At 63.5% G+C, this 15498-nt stretch carries 14 protein-coding genes and 1 tRNA gene; 9 read left to right on the top strand and 6 right to left on the bottom strand.

Annotated elements, in window-relative coordinates; translation table 11 throughout:
* The first annotated feature begins 124 nt into the window (after nucleotides 1-124).
* Nucleotides 125-814, top strand: a complete 690-nt coding sequence (locus ABIA40_RS34160; RefSeq protein WP_404545620.1) for a helix-turn-helix transcriptional regulator — start codon at nucleotides 125-127, stop codon at nucleotides 812-814.
* 36 nt (nucleotides 815-850) lie between these two features.
* Here the strand turns inward: ABIA40_RS34160 and ABIA40_RS34155 are convergent, their stop codons facing one another.
* The 3 genes from ABIA40_RS34155 to ABIA40_RS34145 all read right to left on the bottom strand — a co-directional run bounded on the left by ABIA40_RS34155 (nucleotide 851) and on the right by ABIA40_RS34145 (nucleotide 4822).
* Nucleotides 851-2464 carry an acyl-CoA synthetase gene (locus tag ABIA40_RS34155; protein ID WP_404545618.1) on the bottom strand — a complete coding sequence of 538 codons (1614 nt, stop codon included), beginning with the start codon at nucleotides 2462-2464 and terminating at the stop codon, nucleotides 851-853.
* Between the two features lie 371 nt (nucleotides 2465-2835).
* Complete coding sequence (locus ABIA40_RS34150; protein WP_157283136.1) at nucleotides 2836-4062, bottom strand: ABC transporter substrate-binding protein; 1227 nt, start codon at nucleotides 4060-4062, stop codon at nucleotides 2836-2838.
* Between the two features lie 55 nt (nucleotides 4063-4117).
* Complete coding sequence (locus ABIA40_RS34145; RefSeq protein ID WP_157283137.1) at nucleotides 4118-4822, bottom strand: DJ-1/PfpI family protein; 705 nt, start codon at nucleotides 4820-4822, stop codon at nucleotides 4118-4120.
* Nucleotides 4823-4847: 25 nt separating this feature from the next.
* Between ABIA40_RS34145 and ABIA40_RS34140 the strand changes: the two genes are divergently transcribed.
* Entirely contained in the window at nucleotides 4848-5906 is a 1059-nt protein-coding gene (locus tag ABIA40_RS34140) for a GlxA family transcriptional regulator (protein WP_271545969.1), read from the top strand.
* Between the two features lie 100 nt (nucleotides 5907-6006).
* Here ABIA40_RS34140 and ABIA40_RS34135 read toward each other — a convergent pair whose 3' ends face one another.
* Together ABIA40_RS34135 and ABIA40_RS34130 are read right to left on the bottom strand one after the other, a co-directional pair.
* Nucleotides 6007-6783, bottom strand: coding sequence for a cyclase family protein (locus ABIA40_RS34135; protein WP_271545971.1), 777 nt, complete (start codon nucleotides 6781-6783; stop codon nucleotides 6007-6009).
* Between the two features lie 59 nt (nucleotides 6784-6842).
* The gene (locus ABIA40_RS34130) at nucleotides 6843-7832 is read right to left on the bottom strand and encodes a fumarylacetoacetate hydrolase family protein (protein ID WP_271546514.1); all 990 of its coding nucleotides are present in this window, start codon (nucleotides 7830-7832) and stop codon (nucleotides 6843-6845) included.
* A gap of 129 nt (nucleotides 7833-7961) precedes the next feature.
* Here ABIA40_RS34130 and ABIA40_RS34125 point away from each other — a divergent pair, with 129 nt between their 5' ends.
* The 7 genes from ABIA40_RS34125 (at nucleotide 7962) to ABIA40_RS34095 (ending at nucleotide 14886) form a co-directional block, all read left to right on the top strand.
* Nucleotides 7962-8870: an ABC transporter substrate-binding protein gene (locus ABIA40_RS34125; RefSeq protein ID WP_333919954.1), complete on the top strand. Its 909-nt coding sequence runs from the start codon at nucleotides 7962-7964 to the stop codon at nucleotides 8868-8870.
* A 12-nt stretch (nucleotides 8871-8882) separates the two neighbouring features.
* Nucleotides 8883-9587, top strand: coding sequence for a GntR family transcriptional regulator (locus ABIA40_RS34120; protein WP_271545975.1), 705 nt, complete (start codon nucleotides 8883-8885; stop codon nucleotides 9585-9587).
* A complete protein-coding gene (locus ABIA40_RS34115) occupies nucleotides 9584-10390 on the top strand; it encodes an ABC transporter ATP-binding protein (RefSeq protein ID WP_404545614.1) in 807 nt (268 codons plus the stop codon). The genes ABIA40_RS34120 and ABIA40_RS34115 overlap by 4 nt, the downstream gene beginning before the upstream one ends.
* Complete coding sequence (locus ABIA40_RS34110; protein WP_404545612.1) at nucleotides 10387-11151, top strand: ABC transporter permease; 765 nt, start codon at nucleotides 10387-10389, stop codon at nucleotides 11149-11151. Before ABIA40_RS34115 ends, ABIA40_RS34110 begins: the two co-directional genes overlap by 4 nt.
* Entirely contained in the window at nucleotides 11148-11915 is a 768-nt protein-coding gene (locus ABIA40_RS34105; RefSeq protein ID WP_404545610.1) for an ABC transporter permease, read from the top strand. The genes ABIA40_RS34110 and ABIA40_RS34105 overlap by 4 nt, the downstream gene beginning before the upstream one ends.
* A gap of 331 nt (nucleotides 11916-12246) precedes the next feature.
* Nucleotides 12247-14223 carry a peroxidase family protein gene (locus ABIA40_RS34100; RefSeq protein ID WP_404545608.1) on the top strand — a complete coding sequence of 659 codons (1977 nt, stop codon included), beginning with the start codon at nucleotides 12247-12249 and terminating at the stop codon, nucleotides 14221-14223.
* A gap of 177 nt (nucleotides 14224-14400) precedes the next feature.
* Nucleotides 14401-14886, top strand: coding sequence for a biphenyl 2,3-dioxygenase (locus ABIA40_RS34095; RefSeq protein ID WP_193760727.1), 486 nt, complete (start codon nucleotides 14401-14403; stop codon nucleotides 14884-14886).
* Between the two features lie 248 nt (nucleotides 14887-15134).
* On the opposite strand, the gene ABIA40_RS34090 is transcribed toward ABIA40_RS34095, so the two are convergent.
* Nucleotides 15135-15211: transfer RNA gene (locus ABIA40_RS34090), tRNA-Met, on the bottom strand.
* Nucleotides 15212-15498: the final 287 nt, after the last annotated feature.

Below are 15498 nucleotides of genomic sequence, written 5' to 3'. Positions count from 1 at the left end.
GCCTGCCATTCTTCCCCGCCTCAGACTCTCGGCCTCGTTCGGCACGCCGATGTCCTTCGTGTCATTGGGAACGAACGACGAGTTGGTGATCACGACGTCGCCCAATTCGGCATTGCGTGGGGCCATGGGGAAACGGCCACTGGAGGTCGCCGCCGGCGACATCACGATCGGCGATCCCTCGATCAAGGGGGCCCAAATCACGCAACTGGCGTATGGTAATTTCCAGACCGCGCTGCTGCCGCGGAAAGCTCTGCTGCGCGCCTGCCCGAATGCCGAGGACCTAATCGCGGGGTCGATCTCCGGCGCCAACCCGATCACATCGATGTTCCTGCGATATTACGACCTCGCACACGCGCACGCGGACAAGCTCGCGCCGGCGGAGCTCGATGCGGTCTCGCAGCACCTGTTCGACCTCGCCGTCCTGATGCTCGGCGCACGCGGCGATGCCGCCGAAGAGGCTCAATTGCGGGGCCTTGCGGCGGCGCGCTTCGAAGCGCTCAAGTCCGACATCCTGGCTCAGCTGGACAGCCCCGCATTGTCGCTGTCCGACCTCGCAGCCGCGCACCGGATCAGTCCGCGCAGCATCCAATTGCTGTTCGAGCGCGCCGGCATCACCTATAGCGGCTTCGTGCTGGAGCAAAGATTACTGCGCGCCGAACGACTGCTGCGAAGTCCTGCCATGCGCAGCCGCAAGATCATCGAGATCGCGCACCTCGCTGGCTTTCACGACGTCTCCTACTTCCATCGCGCGTTTCGCCGCCGTTTCGGAGCGACGCCCGACGATGTCAGGAAGCTGGCTGGCGAGGCCGAATAAGCGAGTTCCGCCGCGACGGCGCCGGAACGGCGCCTGCTAGGTCCCAAAACTCTTCTGCACCGCCTTGTCGAGCGTCTCGCCGCCGACGAAGCGCTGGCGCAGCTCGCGCTTGAGCAGCTTGCCGCTCGGATTCTTCGGCAGGGCGTCCACGAAGATCACGCGCTTGGGCACCTTGAAATGGGCCATGTGGCCGGCGCAATGCCTGATGACGGCGTCTTCGTCGAGCTTCGCCCCGGTCTTGACCACGACGATGGCGGTCACGGCCTCGATCCAGCGCGGATCGGGCAGGCCGACCACCGCGACCTCGGAGACCTCCGGAATGCGATAGACCATCTCCTCGACCTCGCGGCTCGCGACGTTCTCGCCGCCGGTCTTGATCATGTCCTTGACGCGGTCGACCACGGTGATGTGGCCTTCCTCGTCGACGGTGGCGAGATCGCCGGAGTGAAACCAGCCGCCGGCAAATGCCGCCGCAGTCTTGACCGGATCGTTGTAATAGCCGGAGAGCAGATGCGGCGAGCGATGCACGATCTCGCCGACTTCGCCGACCTTGACATCCTCCATCGCCGTGTTGACGACGCGCGTCTCGACATTGAGCACGGGCTTGCCGGCGGAGCCGGCCTTGCGGAGCTGATCCTCCGGTCGCAGCACGGTCGCGAGCGGCGCGATCTCGGTCTGGCCGTAGAAATTCCAGAACTTGACCGCGGGCAGACGGCGCTGCAATTCGAGCAGCACCTCCACCGGCATGATCGAGGCGCCGTAATAGCCCTTCTGCAAGGTCGACAGATCGGTCTTGTCGAAGTTCGGCGAGCGCAGCATCGCGATCCAGATCGTCGGCGGCGCGAAGAACGAGGTGATCCTGTGCGCCTGGATCAGCGCCAGGATGTTGTCGGCGGTCGGCTTGCCGGTAATTACGCCGGAGGCGCCGAGATACACCTGCGGGCCCAGGAACACATCCAGCTGCGCGCAATGATAGAGCGGCAGAGCGTGCAGGAACTTGTCGTCCACGCTCATGCCGCCGTCGATGATGCAGCTGACATACTGCCACATCACGGCTTCATGGGTCAGCATCGCGCCCTTGGGCAGCGATTCCGTGCCTGAGGTGTAGACGATCTGCGCGAGATCGCGGCTGTCGACCGAGGCGTCCAGGAACGAGCCGTCCGGATGCAGGAGATCATCGAAGGTGGTGAGGTCTGCGGGCGGCGCGGCCGGATCCTCGCCCGGCAGCCAGATCATCTTCTCGACCGCGCAATCCTTTGCGCTCGCCGCGCGTGCGGGCTCGACGAAATCGGGACCGGTCGCGAGCAGCTTTGCGCCGGAGCTCTTCAGGATGAAATTGATCTCGTCCGGATTGAGCATGAAGTTGATCGGCACCAGCACCGCGCCGATCCGCGCCGCCGCGAAGCGCAGCGCAGCGAAGGCGTGCGAGTTGCGCGAGAGCACGGCGAGGCGGTCGCCCTTCCCGACGCCGAGGCCAAGCAGGCCGCGGCCGAGCCGGTTGCAGATCGCGTCAATCTCGGCAAAGCTCCAGCTCACGTCGCCGCAGCTCACCGCGAGCTTGTTCGGCTCGCGGCCTGCGGAGCGGCGCAGGAGATCGCCGATGGAATGCTCGCGCGCTTTCGAGATGGTGGCTGCAATGTCGCCGGTCATTTCTTCCCCGTGGAATTTTCGTTCAGCACAAAGGCCGCGAGCTTTCGTGTTTCGCGGACCGTAGTCGGCGCCGTCAGCGACGTCAAATTACACGCGGGCAAATAAAACCCGCGAAAACAACCCCATGCACAGTAGACGGTGGCTGCAAGATCAATGGGTTAGGTGGGAAGCGGGATTGGGTGTGAGTCGGGCAGGATTTCAGGAGCCAAAAAGCCAAGGGACAGTGGTTCCACTCGCCCGTCCGGCGCGCCTAAGCGAGCCGAGGAGAATTGGCCGCGATGGTTGCTCCCATCCGAATGACGTCTCCCGTGATTTGCTTCGTCGGGCAAAACAGGAGCATAGTGGCATCATCGCGGTTTGGCACTCCAAGCTCAATTACCCCGCCTGACCAGCGGGCATTCACTGTCAGCGAGCGAAGCGTAGACTTCGCCGCTCGGAATTTTCTCGAGCACGTTGTAGTACTCCCAGGGTGCCTTGACCTCGGACGGATCCTTCACCTGCACAAGGTAGAAGTCGTGCACGAGCTTGCCGTCCTCGCGCAACCGCGCGCCGCGTGCGTAGAAATCGTCGACGGACGTCGCGCGCATCTTCTCCAGCACTGGATCCGTTGCATCCGTGCCTACGGCAGCGACTGCTTTCAGATAGTGGCTGACGCCGGAATAGACCGCGGCTTGCGGTGCCGTGGGCATGGCGCTGCGAAGCTTGAAGAAGCGCTGGCCGAACGCCCGGCTCTCGTCATCCAGCGCCCAGTACCATGCCGTCAGCGTGGTCAGGCCCATGGCGATTTTCGGGCCCATGGCATGAACATCGGTGTCGAACATCAGTTCGGCCACGGGCTTCTGGTTTCCCGTGTTCATGCCGAACTCGTTCCACTGCTTCATCAGATTGACCAGCTGATCGCCGGCATTGGCGAAGGCGATCGCCTTCGCGCCAGACGCCTTCGCCTGCAGGATGAACGAGCTGTAGTCCGCGTTGCCAATCGGGTGATACACCGCGCCGAGCGACTTGCCGCCCGCGGCCGCCAGCACGCGCTGCGATTCCGACACCATGTTCTTGCCGAACGCGTAATCGGCCGCGATGAAGAACCAGGTGTCGTAGCCCTGGCTGACCAGGGTACGGATCGGTCCCGACACCAGATTGTAGGAATCGTGCAGCCAGGCCAGGCCGCTTCGCGAACATTGCTTGCCCGTCAATTCGGTGGTCGCCACCGCCGAATAGATCGCAATCTTGTTCTTGTCGCGCGCCAGCGACTGGATCGCCAGCCCCACGGCCGAATTGGACACGTCGGCGACCATGTCGACGCCGTCGACGTCGAACCATTTCCGCACAATGCCGACGCCGATATCAGGCTTGTTCTGATGATCGGCGGCCAAGATCTCGACCTTGATCGACGGCACTAATTTCTGAAAATCTTCCGCCGCCATCTTGGCTGCCGCAACGGAGCCCGATCCCGACAGGTCGGACAATGGCCCGGTCTGGTCATTGATGATGCCGATCCGGACCACACTACCGGAGAGTTCGGCGGCGCGAGTGGGCGGACAAGATGCGATGAAAGTCCCAACGACGAGAAGGGTAGCGATGCGGCCGTGCCAGTTCATGCGAACACCTTTCCAATAGTGGCGCTTGTGGCTTTCCTCCCTGTGCCGAACGGGCTTAAGCTGCCGTTGCTTTCGCCTTGAGTTTAGAAACTGCCTTCTGCACCGCGGCTGCGCGCTTTTGCAGCCAAGGTTCGGCCTCGCGGCGCATGCGGGAAATCAGCTCACGCGGCGCATTCTGCACGGTGATGTCGAACGGCGGCTGCGGCTGATATTCCAGCATCAGCTGGAGATTTTTCGCAACGTCTTCGCCGCAGAGCTCGGCGGCGACCTGAAAACCGAAATCGATACCGGCGGTGACACCGCCGCCGGAAATGCGGTTGCGGTCAACCACGACGCGTTCGTCGACGGCGATGGCGCCAAAGGCAGCAAGCTGGTCGCTCATCAGCCAATGGCAGGCTGACCTGTATCCGTCGATCAGGCCTGCGGCGCCGAGGATCAGACAGCCGGCGCAAACCGAAGTGATGTAGCGTGCCGATCCACCCTTGTCGCGAACGAAGGCAATCACCTCGTCATCGTCCATGGTGGCGACCTGTCCCGGGCCGCCGCCGATGCAGAACACGTCCAGATCCGGGCAGTCGGCGAACGTCGTGGTTGGCAGCAGCGGAAGACCGACGTCGCTGACGACAGGCTCGATACGCTTCCACAACAGGTGCATGCGGACGTTCGGCAGACGGGCAAACACTTCGAAAGGTCCGGTGACGTCCAGCTGCGTCATCCCGGGATAGTACAGAATTCCGATTTCGATCCGCTTGCCGGACATGGAGCCCTCCTACGTTGGATAACCCATGTTGACAGCGGAGGGCATTTGCCGAAATGTCATTACACACGCAATTCCTGCCAAGCCGTCCCTGCTCAAGGCGCTGCCAATGGCCCGTTCCGTCCGCCGCCGCGTGATCTTCGTGCTGTTCGACGACTGCCTGTTGCTCGACTTCGCCGGACCGCTGCAGGCCTTCGAGTTGGCCTGCGAAACGTCCAAAGCGGGGCAGGCGCCCTATGTCTGGCAGATCTGCTCGTTGAAGGGCGGGCCGGTCAAAACCTCGTCCGGTCTGGAGGTGATCACGACCGCCCTCGCTGATTGCGACCAAAAGAACATCGACACCCTCGTGGTGGGTGGGGGTCCCGGCGTCCATCGCGCCGCTGCAGAAGCCGCGCTGGTCGATTGGTTTCGCCTGGCAGCGCCGAAGGCAAGGCGCGTCTGCTCGGTCTGCACGGGTACATTCGTTCTGGCTGCGGCCGGGCTGCTGCGCGGGCGGCGCGCGGTCACCCATTGGGGTTCCTGTGACCTGCTGCGAGAAAAACATCCCGACGTTTCGGTTCAGGTCGATCCAGTCTTTGTGCATGACGGCGGCATCTGGACATCGGCAGGCGTGACGGCCGGCATCGATCTGGCGCTTACGCTGCTGGAAGATGATCTCGGCCATCGCGAGGCCATGCGCATCGCGCGCCGGCTCGTCGTTTTCCTCAAGCGGCCCGGCGGGCAGGCGCAATTCAGCGTGCCGCTGTCAATGCAGGCCTCGGAAGACCGCGCTTTCGAAACAATTTCGAGCTGGATGCAGGAAAATCTGGGCCGCGATTTGCGCGTCGAAAGTCTCGCCGAACGAGCCGGCATGAGCCCGCGCACCTTCGCGCGCGTGTTTCGCCAGAAGACCGGCCGCACCCCGGCCAAGGCGGTGGAAGAGCTTCGCGTCGAGGCCGCCCGACGCGCGCTGGAAGAGTCCGCCTCCCCTATCAAGGAAATCGCCGCGCGCGCAGGCTTTCAAAGCGAAGAGCATCTGCGCCGCGCGTTCCGCCGCCGCCTGAACGTGTTGCCGCATGACTATCGGACTCGATTCCATCAAGGGTAAAGTCAGCGACAGGCCGGCGGCGGCTCCGCGTTGGGCGTCAATCGCGTCAAATGGACGTCATCGGCAATTGTCGGTCTCGGTGGTCGCGGGCCTCGAGGAGCTAGCCTTCCAAGATCGCGACCGCACGCGTCCATCCGGCCGAGGCGCGCTCGATCTTGACCGGGAAGCATGACACCTTGAAGCCTGACGGCGGCAGCAGTTCGAGATTGTGCAGCTTCTCGAGATGACAATAGCCGATATGGCGTCCGGCCTTGTGGCCTTCCCAGATCAGGCTGGCGTCTTTCGTCTCGGCATATTTCTTCGCGGTGTGAACGAACGGCGCGTCCCAGCTCCAGCCGTCGGTGCCGGTCAGGCGCACGCCGCGCTCGAGCAGGTACATGGTTGCTTCGTAGCCCATGCCACAGCCCGACGTGACGTAGTCCTGCCGGCCATATTTGGCGCCAGCGCTGGTGTTGACCACGACGATCTCGAGCGGCTTCAGCTCGTGGCCGATGCGCTCGAGCTCGGCCTCGACGTCCTTGGCCGTTGCGACATAGCCGTCCGGCAGGTGCCGGAAGTCGAGCTTCACGCCGGGCTGGTAGCACCATTCCAGCGGCACCTCGTCGATGGTCCAGGACCGCTCGCCGCGATTCATGGTCGGGTGAAAATGCCAGGGGGCGTCGAGATGCGTGCCGTTGTGGGTGGAGAGACTGACCTGCTCCACCGCCCAGCCCTGGCCATCAGGCAGATCCTCGGCCTTCAGCCCGTCGAAGAACTGCAGCATGCGCGGCAGGCCCTGCTGATGATCGATATACTGGATCGTCGGATGATTGCCGGGCGGGTCGGCGGGCACGTCGTTCTGGAGAGGGACTGAGATGTCGATCAGCTTGCTCGTCATGGCGCTTCCTCGTCGATTGTTTTCGTTGGCGGCGTCAGCCGCGCCTTCAGACGTCCCCTTCAGGTATCTTGCCGCTCGACGCGGTTCTTCAAGATACCGATCTTCTCGACCTCGAGCTCGATCGTATCGCCATGCTCGAGAAACCAGCCGAGCTCGAGGCCGCAGCCATTGCCGACCGTGCCGGAGCCGATGAATTCACCGGGCATCAGCGTCTCGTCCTGGGAGACGTGCGCGATGATCTCCTCGAACGAAAACAGCATGCCCTCGCTCACGCCTTTCGAGCGGGTCTCGCCGTTGACGCGCGCTTCCATCTTTAGCTTGTAGGGATCACCGATCTCGTCCGGTGTCACGATCCAGGGCCCCATCACGTTGCCGCCGTCAAAACTCTTGCCCTTGGCAGGGCCGAGCCGTCCCTCCATCTCGATGCGCTGGGCGTCGCGCGCCGAGAAATCGTTGAAGATGGTATAGCCGAAGATGTGATCCCCAGCCTTCGCAGGCGTGATGTTGGCGCCCTTGTTCTTGGTGATGATCCCGAATTCGAGCTCGTAGTCCATCACCTTGCTGTAGCGAGGCCATTTCACCGTGGTGTTGGTGCCGCGGACGCTGAAGCGGTTGGTGATGTAGAAGATCGGCTGCTTGCGATAGACCTCGGGCAATTCGCCGAGCGGCTCGGCGTCGATGCGCGCCAATGCCGCCATGTCGCCCTTGGCACGCGCGGCGAGCTTTTGCTGCCCGCGCGGCGCCTGCAGGATGTGCAGGGGAAACGACATGCCGTCCCGCATTTGCCTGGGCTCCGGGACCGGCGCGAGGATGTCGACGGCGTTGACCGCCGCCGACAGCGTCGCGTCCTGGCCGTGCTTGTCGAGCAGGGCCCGGGCCCGATCGAGCGCGCGGGGCCCGGCGTCGATCAGCGCCAGCATCGAGCCAAAGGCCGGATCGGCCCCGCCGTCCCGTGCGGCCGCGGCGGCGAGGTCGAACACCTGGCTGCTATTGCTGTGGACGGCTCCGATCTTCTCCTGACCGGCCGATCTGAATGTTGCGAGTTTCACCTTGGGCACCCCTTGTTATCGTTCGAAATATATGATCAGATAAAATATCGATAAACAAGATAGAAAAATACAAATCGGGAGAGCGCGGTGAGAGGGACACAGGTCAGGGCGATATTGGCAGGTCTCACGGTGGGCCTTGGGGTGTCCGTTGCTTCCACGGCGCCCGTGCTGGCGCAGGCCAAGATCCAGATCGGCTGCACCGCGACTTCGGACTGCGCCTCGGCCATGGTCGCAGTCGACGAAGGCATTTTTAGAAAGCACGGGCTGAACGTCGAGATGACGCCGATCGCGATCAACTCCAACATCCCGGCGGCGATCCTGTCGAATTCGATTCAGGTCGGCGGACCCACCTCCACCGTCTTCCTGCAAGCCGTCGACGGCGGCCTCGACCTCGTCGCGATTGCCGGCGCCTCGGTCATGAACCCGACCTCCAACACCGCGATCGCGGCCTTCGTCCGCAACGGCATCACAATCAAGGATCCCAAGGACTTCATCGGCAAGAAGGTCGGCGCGCCGGGCCTGAACGCCTTCCTGCACGTGCTGTTCGTGAAATGGCTGGTCGAGAAAGGCGTCGATCCCCGAAGCGTCAATTTCGTCGAGGTCACCTTCCCGACCATGGCCGACATCATCAAATCAGGCGGCGTCGATGCCGTGCTCACCGCCGAGCCGTTCATCACGCGCATGAGCAATGCGGGGCTCGGCTCGGTCGGCGCGCGCTATGGCGCCGAGCTCGGCCGCACCGATCCGATCATCTTCTATGCCGCATCCCGCGACTGGGCGGAGAAGAATGTGGCCACCGTGAAGAAGTTCCGCGAAGCGATCGCGGAGGCCGCCACGATCGTCAACAGCGACCGCGAGAAGGCCTCGGCCTCGATCGCCAAGTTCACCAAGCAGCCGCTCGATCTCGTCAAGGCGACGCCGCCGAACCAGTCCGAGCCGAACCTCAAGCCGCAAAACCTCAGCTGGTGGATCGAGGTGATGTCGTCGCAGAAGATGCTGCAATCGAAGCTCGACACCGCGAAACTGGTGCTGAACTAGGGGATATCGACGATGCCAGCTCCCGAGCGCACTCTCGAACGCCCGCCGACGGAAGCCGGCACCTTGAGCGAGCGTGCCGCAAACCTCATCGAGCAGGACATCCTGGCCGGAGATCTCGCGCCGGGATCGCGGCTCGGCATCGTCGACCTCGTGCAGCGTTACGATATCGGCGCCACGCCGCTGCGTGAAGGCCTGTCGCGGCTGATGTCGCGCGGCCTGATCGTCGGCATCGGCCAGCGCGGCTTCCGCGTCGCCGAGGTCAGCCGCGAAGATCTCGCCGACATCACCTGCATGCGGACCGCGGTCGAGATCGAGGCGGTCAGGCTGGCGATCCTGCACGGCGATGCCGCCTGGGAGGCCGGCATCATCAGCGCGCTGCATCAGATGCGCCGGCATATCGAGCGCACCGGCAACGAATTCCGCGAGGGCGCTGCGGAGTTCGACCGGCTGCACAAGGGCTTCCACACCGCGCTGCTCGCCGCCTGCGGCTCGCGGCGCATGCTGGCCGCCCACTCCGACCTCTACGACCAGGCCTACCGCTACCGCCGCGTGATGATGGGCGCCATCGACAGCGGCGAGAGATTCATCCGCAGTCACCAGATACTCGCCGACCACGTGCTCGCCCGCGACGTGGCCGCCGCGCAAAAAATGCTGGCGGCGCATCTGCACTCGACCATCGACTTCGTCTATCCGCAGGTGGGCGGAGAGCAATCATGAGCGTCGTTGCAAGGCTCAGCGAGGCGCGCGCCGCGCGGCGGCAGAAACCGCTGATCGCGTTCAATGCCGCGACGCTGCGGCTCGGCGGCAAGACCATCATCGAGAACCTCGATCTTCAGGTGCGGCCGGGCGAATTCCTCTGCATCGTCGGCGCCTCCGGCTGCGGCAAGACCACGGCGCTGCGGCTCGCCGCAGGCCTCTATCGCCCCACGAGCGGCGCGGTGACGTTTGAGGGCGAAGAGATCACCGAGCCGCGGCGCGAGGTCGCGATCGTGTTCCAGGATTACGGCAAGGCGCTGTTGCCGTGGCGGACCGCCGCCGGAAACATCTCGCTGGCGCTGGAAGCCTCGCGGGTGCCGGCGCGCGAACGCGGCGCGCGCATCGAGGCGCTGCTGCGCAAGGTCGGGTTGCCCGGCCATGCCGACAAATATCCGACTGAGATGTCAGGAGGTATGCAGCAACGGCTGCAGATCGCGCGCTGCCTTGCGCAGGAGCCGACCACGCTGCTGATGGACGAGCCGTTCGGCGCGCTGGATGCGATGACCCGGCAAGGCTTGCAGGACGAGGTCCTGTCGCTGACGCAGGCGAGCCAGACCACCGTGATCTTCGTGACCCACGATCTTGACGAGGCGATCTATCTCGGCGACCGCGTCATCGGCCTCTTGCCGCATCCCGGCCGGATCGGGATCGAGCTCGACGTCGACCTGCCGCGTCCGCGCGACCAGCTCGCCACCCGCGAACATCCGGAATTCCTGCGGCTGCGCCGGCAATTGTTCGACTTCATCAAGGCGACCGAGCATTGAGCCTCGACCGCACCAAGCCCTTGCTGCTGCCGCTGGCGCTGGTGCTGGCGTTTGAGCTCTGGGCGCGCCTCACCCATCTGCAAAGCGACAGCCTGGCGCCGCCGAGCGCAATCCTCGCGGCGCTGGCCACGGCGCTCGCCGATCTCTCGATTCCGGTCGCGACCCGCGACACGCTGTTCGCCGCCTTTGCGGGGCTTGCCATCGGCAGCGCCATCGGACTTGCGCTCGGCATTGCCTTCGGCATCTCGCGTCCCCTCGACCGGCTGATGGAGGTGACGGTCGAGGCGATCCGCCCGATTCCCTCGATCGCGCTGCTGCCGATTGCGTTGATCGCGCTCGGCTTCGGCTACCGCATGGAGATCGTGATCGTGGCGTTCGCCTGCGTCTGGCCGATGCTGATCATGACGCGCAGCGCGGTGCGCAGCATCGAGCCGCGATTGATGGAGGTGTCGCGGGCCTTGCGGCTGAGCGCGCCGCAACGGATCGCGAAGATCGTGATCCCGGCCGCACTGCCGAGGATCTTCGTCGCCTTCCGCCTGTCGGCCGGGATCGCCCTGATCGTCGCCGTCACCGTCGAGATCGCCATCAACCCGATCGGCTTGGGTGCCGGCATCATGCTGGCGCAGCAGGCACTGCGCGCCGACCTGATGCTGGCCTATCTCGTCTGGATCGGCGCGATCGGCTACGCGCTGAACATGCTGTTGATCGGGGCCCAGCGCCGCCTGTTCGGCCGCGCCGCGCTCGCCGGAGACAATCCATGAAGCGCGCGGCGATCCTCTGGCGTGTCGCAAGCGTCCTCGTCGCAGCGGGCTTCATCGCGGCGTGGCAGCTCATCGCCGACCTGCGCCTGGTGTCGCCTGTGTTCCTGCCTGGTCCGGACCGCGCCTGGGCCGCTTTGGTGCGTGGCTTCGCCAGCGGCGATCTCGCGGGCAAGCTCGTCGGCACGCTGGAGCACATGGCCTATGGCTGGTTCGCCGCCTCGATCGCCGGCATTGCTCTCGGCGCGCTGATCGGCTCGTCCAAGACGATGCGCGCCTATGTCGCGCCGTCGCTGGAATTCTTAAGGCCCCTGCCGGTCTCGGCGATCATCCCGGTCGCGATCGCGATGCTCGGGCTGACGCAAGGCATGGCGCTGTTCGTGATCGCCTTCGGCGCGATCTGGCCGATCATGCTCGCCACCATTCACGGCTTTGCCGCAGTCGAGCCGCGGCTGTATGAGGTCGCCAGCTCGCTGCAGATGTCGCGCACCGCCATCATCGCCAAGATCGCCCTGCCCTCGGCATTGCCGGATATCCTCGCGGGCATGCGGCTCAGCCTGACCGTCGCGCTGATCCTCTCGGTGGTCTGCGAGATCCTGGCCGGCCTCGACGGCCTTGGTCACTGGGTCCTGCTCTCGGCACGCGCGTTTCGATCCGCCGACCTCTTCGCCGGCGTCATCCTGCTCGGTGCGACCGGATATTTGACGTCAGTTGCGATGTCACTCGTCGAGCAGCGGCTACTCGCCTGGCAGACCGCGGCGAGGTAGCGCGGCGATCCCATCGCCAAAACAAAAACGGCCCGCTTCGCGCGGGCCGTTGTCGTCTCGGATCCGGTCAATCCGAATTTGACTGCGGGGATAGGCAACCACCGATACCGACACTTGCTTCAAGCCGCAATTTGAGCGGCAGACCTTGGACGCTATCCCAGCAGCAGGTGCATCGCGGCCACGACCTCTCCACAACTCGACATCTGCCGAGCCCGGAGGCCCCTTCCCCTCCCCGGCGCGGACGCTCCGTATCGAATGTATTGCAACTAATTCGCATTTGCACTACAGATGCAAATCATTCTTACTCGCATTACATAAAAAGGGGAGGCACATGATGCGGGGGCTGCGACCGACTTGGCCAAGCGAGTTTCGCCTCGAGCAGAACCCTTTCGACTTTGACGACGACCCCGGCGCGTCTCTCTGGACTGGTTTCCAAGAGCCGCGCGGCAGTCATTCAGGCGAGTTTCACTGGGCGTTTAAAGGCCATCAGGTTTGGTACGGGTGCCCGCAACCGCCCTTGCCAACGCTCCAGTTTCGCAGCTTTGACGGTTCGGGAAACAATCTCACGGACCTCGACCTCAACGCCGCCGGTACGGCGGTCGACCGCATTGGCCCCGCCCATTTCAGCGACGGCATTTCCGAGCCGCTCGATGGCCCCAACCCGCGGACCATCAGCAACGTCGTTGTCGGCGAGGGCGACGCGAACGTCCCCAACGAGCAAGGCGTGTCGGCATTCATGTACGCCTGGGGCCAGTTCATCGATCACGATCTGACGCTGACGCGCAGCGACGGCATCAATGACATCAGCATCGCGGTGCCCAACGGCGACCCCGTGTTCGGCGACGGCGCAATCATGCCCATGACCCGAGCGATCACCGATCCGTCGAGCGGAACGAGCCCGGACAACCCGGCCACTCCCCTCAATTTCAGCACCGGCTGGCTCGATGCCTCCATGGTCTACGGCTCCAACTTAGCGACGGCGACGAGCCTACGCCTGCCCGACGGACACATGAAGGTGTCGGAGGGAGGCAATCTTCCGATCGTCAACGGCATGTTCGCTGCCGGCGATCCGCGCGCCGCAGAGAACTTTGCGCTGACTTCGCTGCACACGCTGTTCGTGCGCGAACACAATTATCAGGTCGACAAGCTGCACAATGCGCACCCGACCTGGAGCGGCGATCAGCTCTACAACTATGCGCGAGCCATCGTCACGGCGGAGATCGCGAACATCACGTATGAGGAATTTCTGCCGAACCTGCTCGGCGACGATGCGATTGCGCCTTACGGCGGTTACGACGCAAGCGTGGACCCGCGCCTTTCGCTTGAGTTCAACATCGCCTTCCGCTTCGGACATTCGATCGTCTCCGCAGAAACCGAGAGCCTGGCGGAGAACGGCGAGGTGATCGAAGGAACGGAGCGTGAGCTCAAGGATATCTTCTTCGCACCGCCATCGGATTTCGTTGCGTCCGGCGGCGCCGACGGGCAGTTGCGCCATCTGGCGGGCGACCCGTCGCAGGCTATGGATGTTCGCATCGTCGAAGACCTGCGCAATTTCCTCTTCGACCCGCCGGTGAGCATGGATCTCGCCGCGATCAACATCCAGCGTGAGCGCGATTTCGGTGTCGGATCCCTCAACGACGTACGCGAATCGCTCGGCCTCGCCCGGTATACGGAGATCGACCAGATCACCAGCGATCCGGGAACGCGGGCGGCCTTGAAGGAGGCCTTCTCGAACAACGTCGACCTGATCGACCTTTGGACCGGGGGGCTGGCCGAGAATCATGCCGCTGGCGCGCTCGTCGGCGAGACTTTCCAGACCGTCATCGCCATGCAGTTCGGGGCCTTGCGCGATGGTGACCGATTCTGGTTTGAAAATCAGGGCTTCGACGCCAAGACATTGCAGCAGATCGAGCAGACGACGCTCGCCGACATCATCCTCCGCAACACCGATACCCAACACATTCAGGACGATGTCTTCATCGCATACACACGACACACCGGGTTAAAGGGCGGCGTGGAGTCGGAAGATCCCGATGAGCGACAGCTCGTCATCGGTTCGAACGGCAAGGACACGCTTGTCGGCGGCCCACAGGGAGATTTCCTGTTCGCCGGCACTGGAAAGCAAACACTCACGGGACTGGGCGGTGCCGACCATTTCGTCTTCGACAAGGGCGGGACCAGAGCCACGATCACCGACTTCCAGCCCGGCGTCGACAAACTCGAGTTCAAGCACGCAGAAAATCTCGGCTGGAATGATGTCCGCATCTCATCTGTGCAAGGCAATGCCATCTTGTCGGGTCGGCGATGACCACATCGAACTGATTGGCGTTCGTCCCTCCGCCATTCACAAATATGATTTCATTTTCGATGTCTGAATGCGGAGCCGCAGATACCACAACGGCCGCGAGCCGTTCATGGACTTCTATCGTTGACGGGATTGAAAACGGATGAAGCGCGAACCAGACGAGCAAGGAGGATGACGATCATGCGCAGATTTTCTTTCACCTCGACACTAGCTGTCGTTGGTCTGTTGTCTATGGCATTCGCGAGCGGCGCGTTTGCCGCGGGTAATCTGGCGGGGCAGGAGCCGATCGAGGTCACAATCGAGCTCGGCAAGCCAGGGCAGCACGTGTTCGTGCCAAACAAGCTGAGGTTCGAGACCGGCAAGCTCTACAAGCTGGTGCTCAAGAACCCGAGCAACGACGCGCATTACTTCACCTCGCAGGGCTTCGCGCAGCTCATTTTCACGCGCAAGGTCCAGGCCATGGGAACGCGCGACGGCAAGTTGGCGGCGCTCGCCGAGTTCAAGGGGGCGATCCGCGAGATTGAGGTCTATCCCGGGCAAACGGCGGAATGGTGGTTCGTGCCGGTGGCGACCGGCCGCGTCACCGACCTGCGCTGCGGCATCGTTGCGGCTGACGGCCGCACGCACGCCGACCACGGCATGATAGGCGAGATCGTCATTGAATAAGCAGTTGCTGCGACGTGCTGCTGGTCCGCGGATTGTGAGCTACGATGACAGCGCCTCAGTTTGCCTCTCCGACCTGGCCAAGTTCGGCACGGTTCACAGACGTGCCGTATTGCTGACCGACTCAAGCGGATTGGCACTAGCCGCGGCCTCGTCCCGGCTTTGAGACGGCCCGCGATCCTTCCCCCCAAAAACAAAAATGGCCCGCTTATCGCGGGCCATTTTCGTCTCGGATCCGGTCAATCCGAATTTGGTTGCGGGGATAGGATTTGAACCTATGACCTTCAGGTTATGAGCCTGACGAGCTACCGGGCTGCTCCACCCCGCGTTAAACCTTTGCGCGCCTTCCGTTAAGTCCTGGGGACGGTCTGTTGCGGCCGGCGCTGGTCGCGCTGGCTTTTCGCTTCCGTCCCAAAGGCTTCCTTGGAAGGCGACCCCTGGGCAATGCCCGTCGGGGTGCGGGGGGTATGTATCAAGGCGGGCTGCCTTTGGAAAGGGCTGCGGGAACGTTTTTTTCGACTTTGTGACAGGGGAATGGGCGGATTTTCGCGCCGTTTCGCGCGGTCTTGCCAGAAGTTCCACAAAGGGCCAGCTTGCGGCAACAAGATTAAGGCT

The sequence above is a fragment of the Bradyrhizobium sp. USDA 223 genome (genome assembly GCF_044909005.1).
Taxonomy (GTDB): Bacteria; Pseudomonadota; Alphaproteobacteria; order Rhizobiales; family Xanthobacteraceae; genus Bradyrhizobium; species Bradyrhizobium yuanmingense.
This window is presented reverse-complemented; position numbering and strand designations above follow the sequence as displayed.

Excerpts from the sequence above, each read along its gene's own strand:
- ABIA40_RS34160 (WP_404545620.1), top strand. The coding sequence starts at position 125 with ATGGGGAAACGGCCACTGGAGGTCGCCGCCGGCGACATCACGATCGGC.
- ABIA40_RS34155 (WP_404545618.1), bottom strand. The coding sequence starts at position 2,464 with ATGACCGGCGACATTGCAGCCACCATCTCGAAAGCGCGCGAGCATTCC.
- ABIA40_RS34150 (WP_157283136.1), bottom strand. The coding sequence starts at position 4,062 with ATGAACTGGCACGGCCGCATCGCTACCCTTCTCGTCGTTGGGACTTTC.
- ABIA40_RS34145 (WP_157283137.1), bottom strand. The coding sequence starts at position 4,822 with ATGTCCGGCAAGCGGATCGAAATCGGAATTCTGTACTATCCCGGGATG.
- ABIA40_RS34140 (WP_271545969.1), top strand. The coding sequence starts at position 4,848 with ATGTTGACAGCGGAGGGCATTTGCCGAAATGTCATTACACACGCAATT.
- ABIA40_RS34135 (WP_271545971.1), bottom strand. The coding sequence starts at position 6,783 with ATGACGAGCAAGCTGATCGACATCTCAGTCCCTCTCCAGAACGACGTG.
- ABIA40_RS34120 (WP_271545975.1), top strand. The coding sequence starts at position 8,883 with ATGCCAGCTCCCGAGCGCACTCTCGAACGCCCGCCGACGGAAGCCGGC.
- ABIA40_RS34115 (WP_404545614.1), top strand. The coding sequence starts at position 9,584 with ATGAGCGTCGTTGCAAGGCTCAGCGAGGCGCGCGCCGCGCGGCGGCAG.
- ABIA40_RS34105 (WP_404545610.1), top strand. The coding sequence starts at position 11,148 with ATGAAGCGCGCGGCGATCCTCTGGCGTGTCGCAAGCGTCCTCGTCGCA.
- ABIA40_RS34100 (WP_404545608.1), top strand. The coding sequence starts at position 12,247 with ATGATGCGGGGGCTGCGACCGACTTGGCCAAGCGAGTTTCGCCTCGAG.
- ABIA40_RS34095 (WP_193760727.1), top strand. The coding sequence starts at position 14,401 with ATGCGCAGATTTTCTTTCACCTCGACACTAGCTGTCGTTGGTCTGTTG.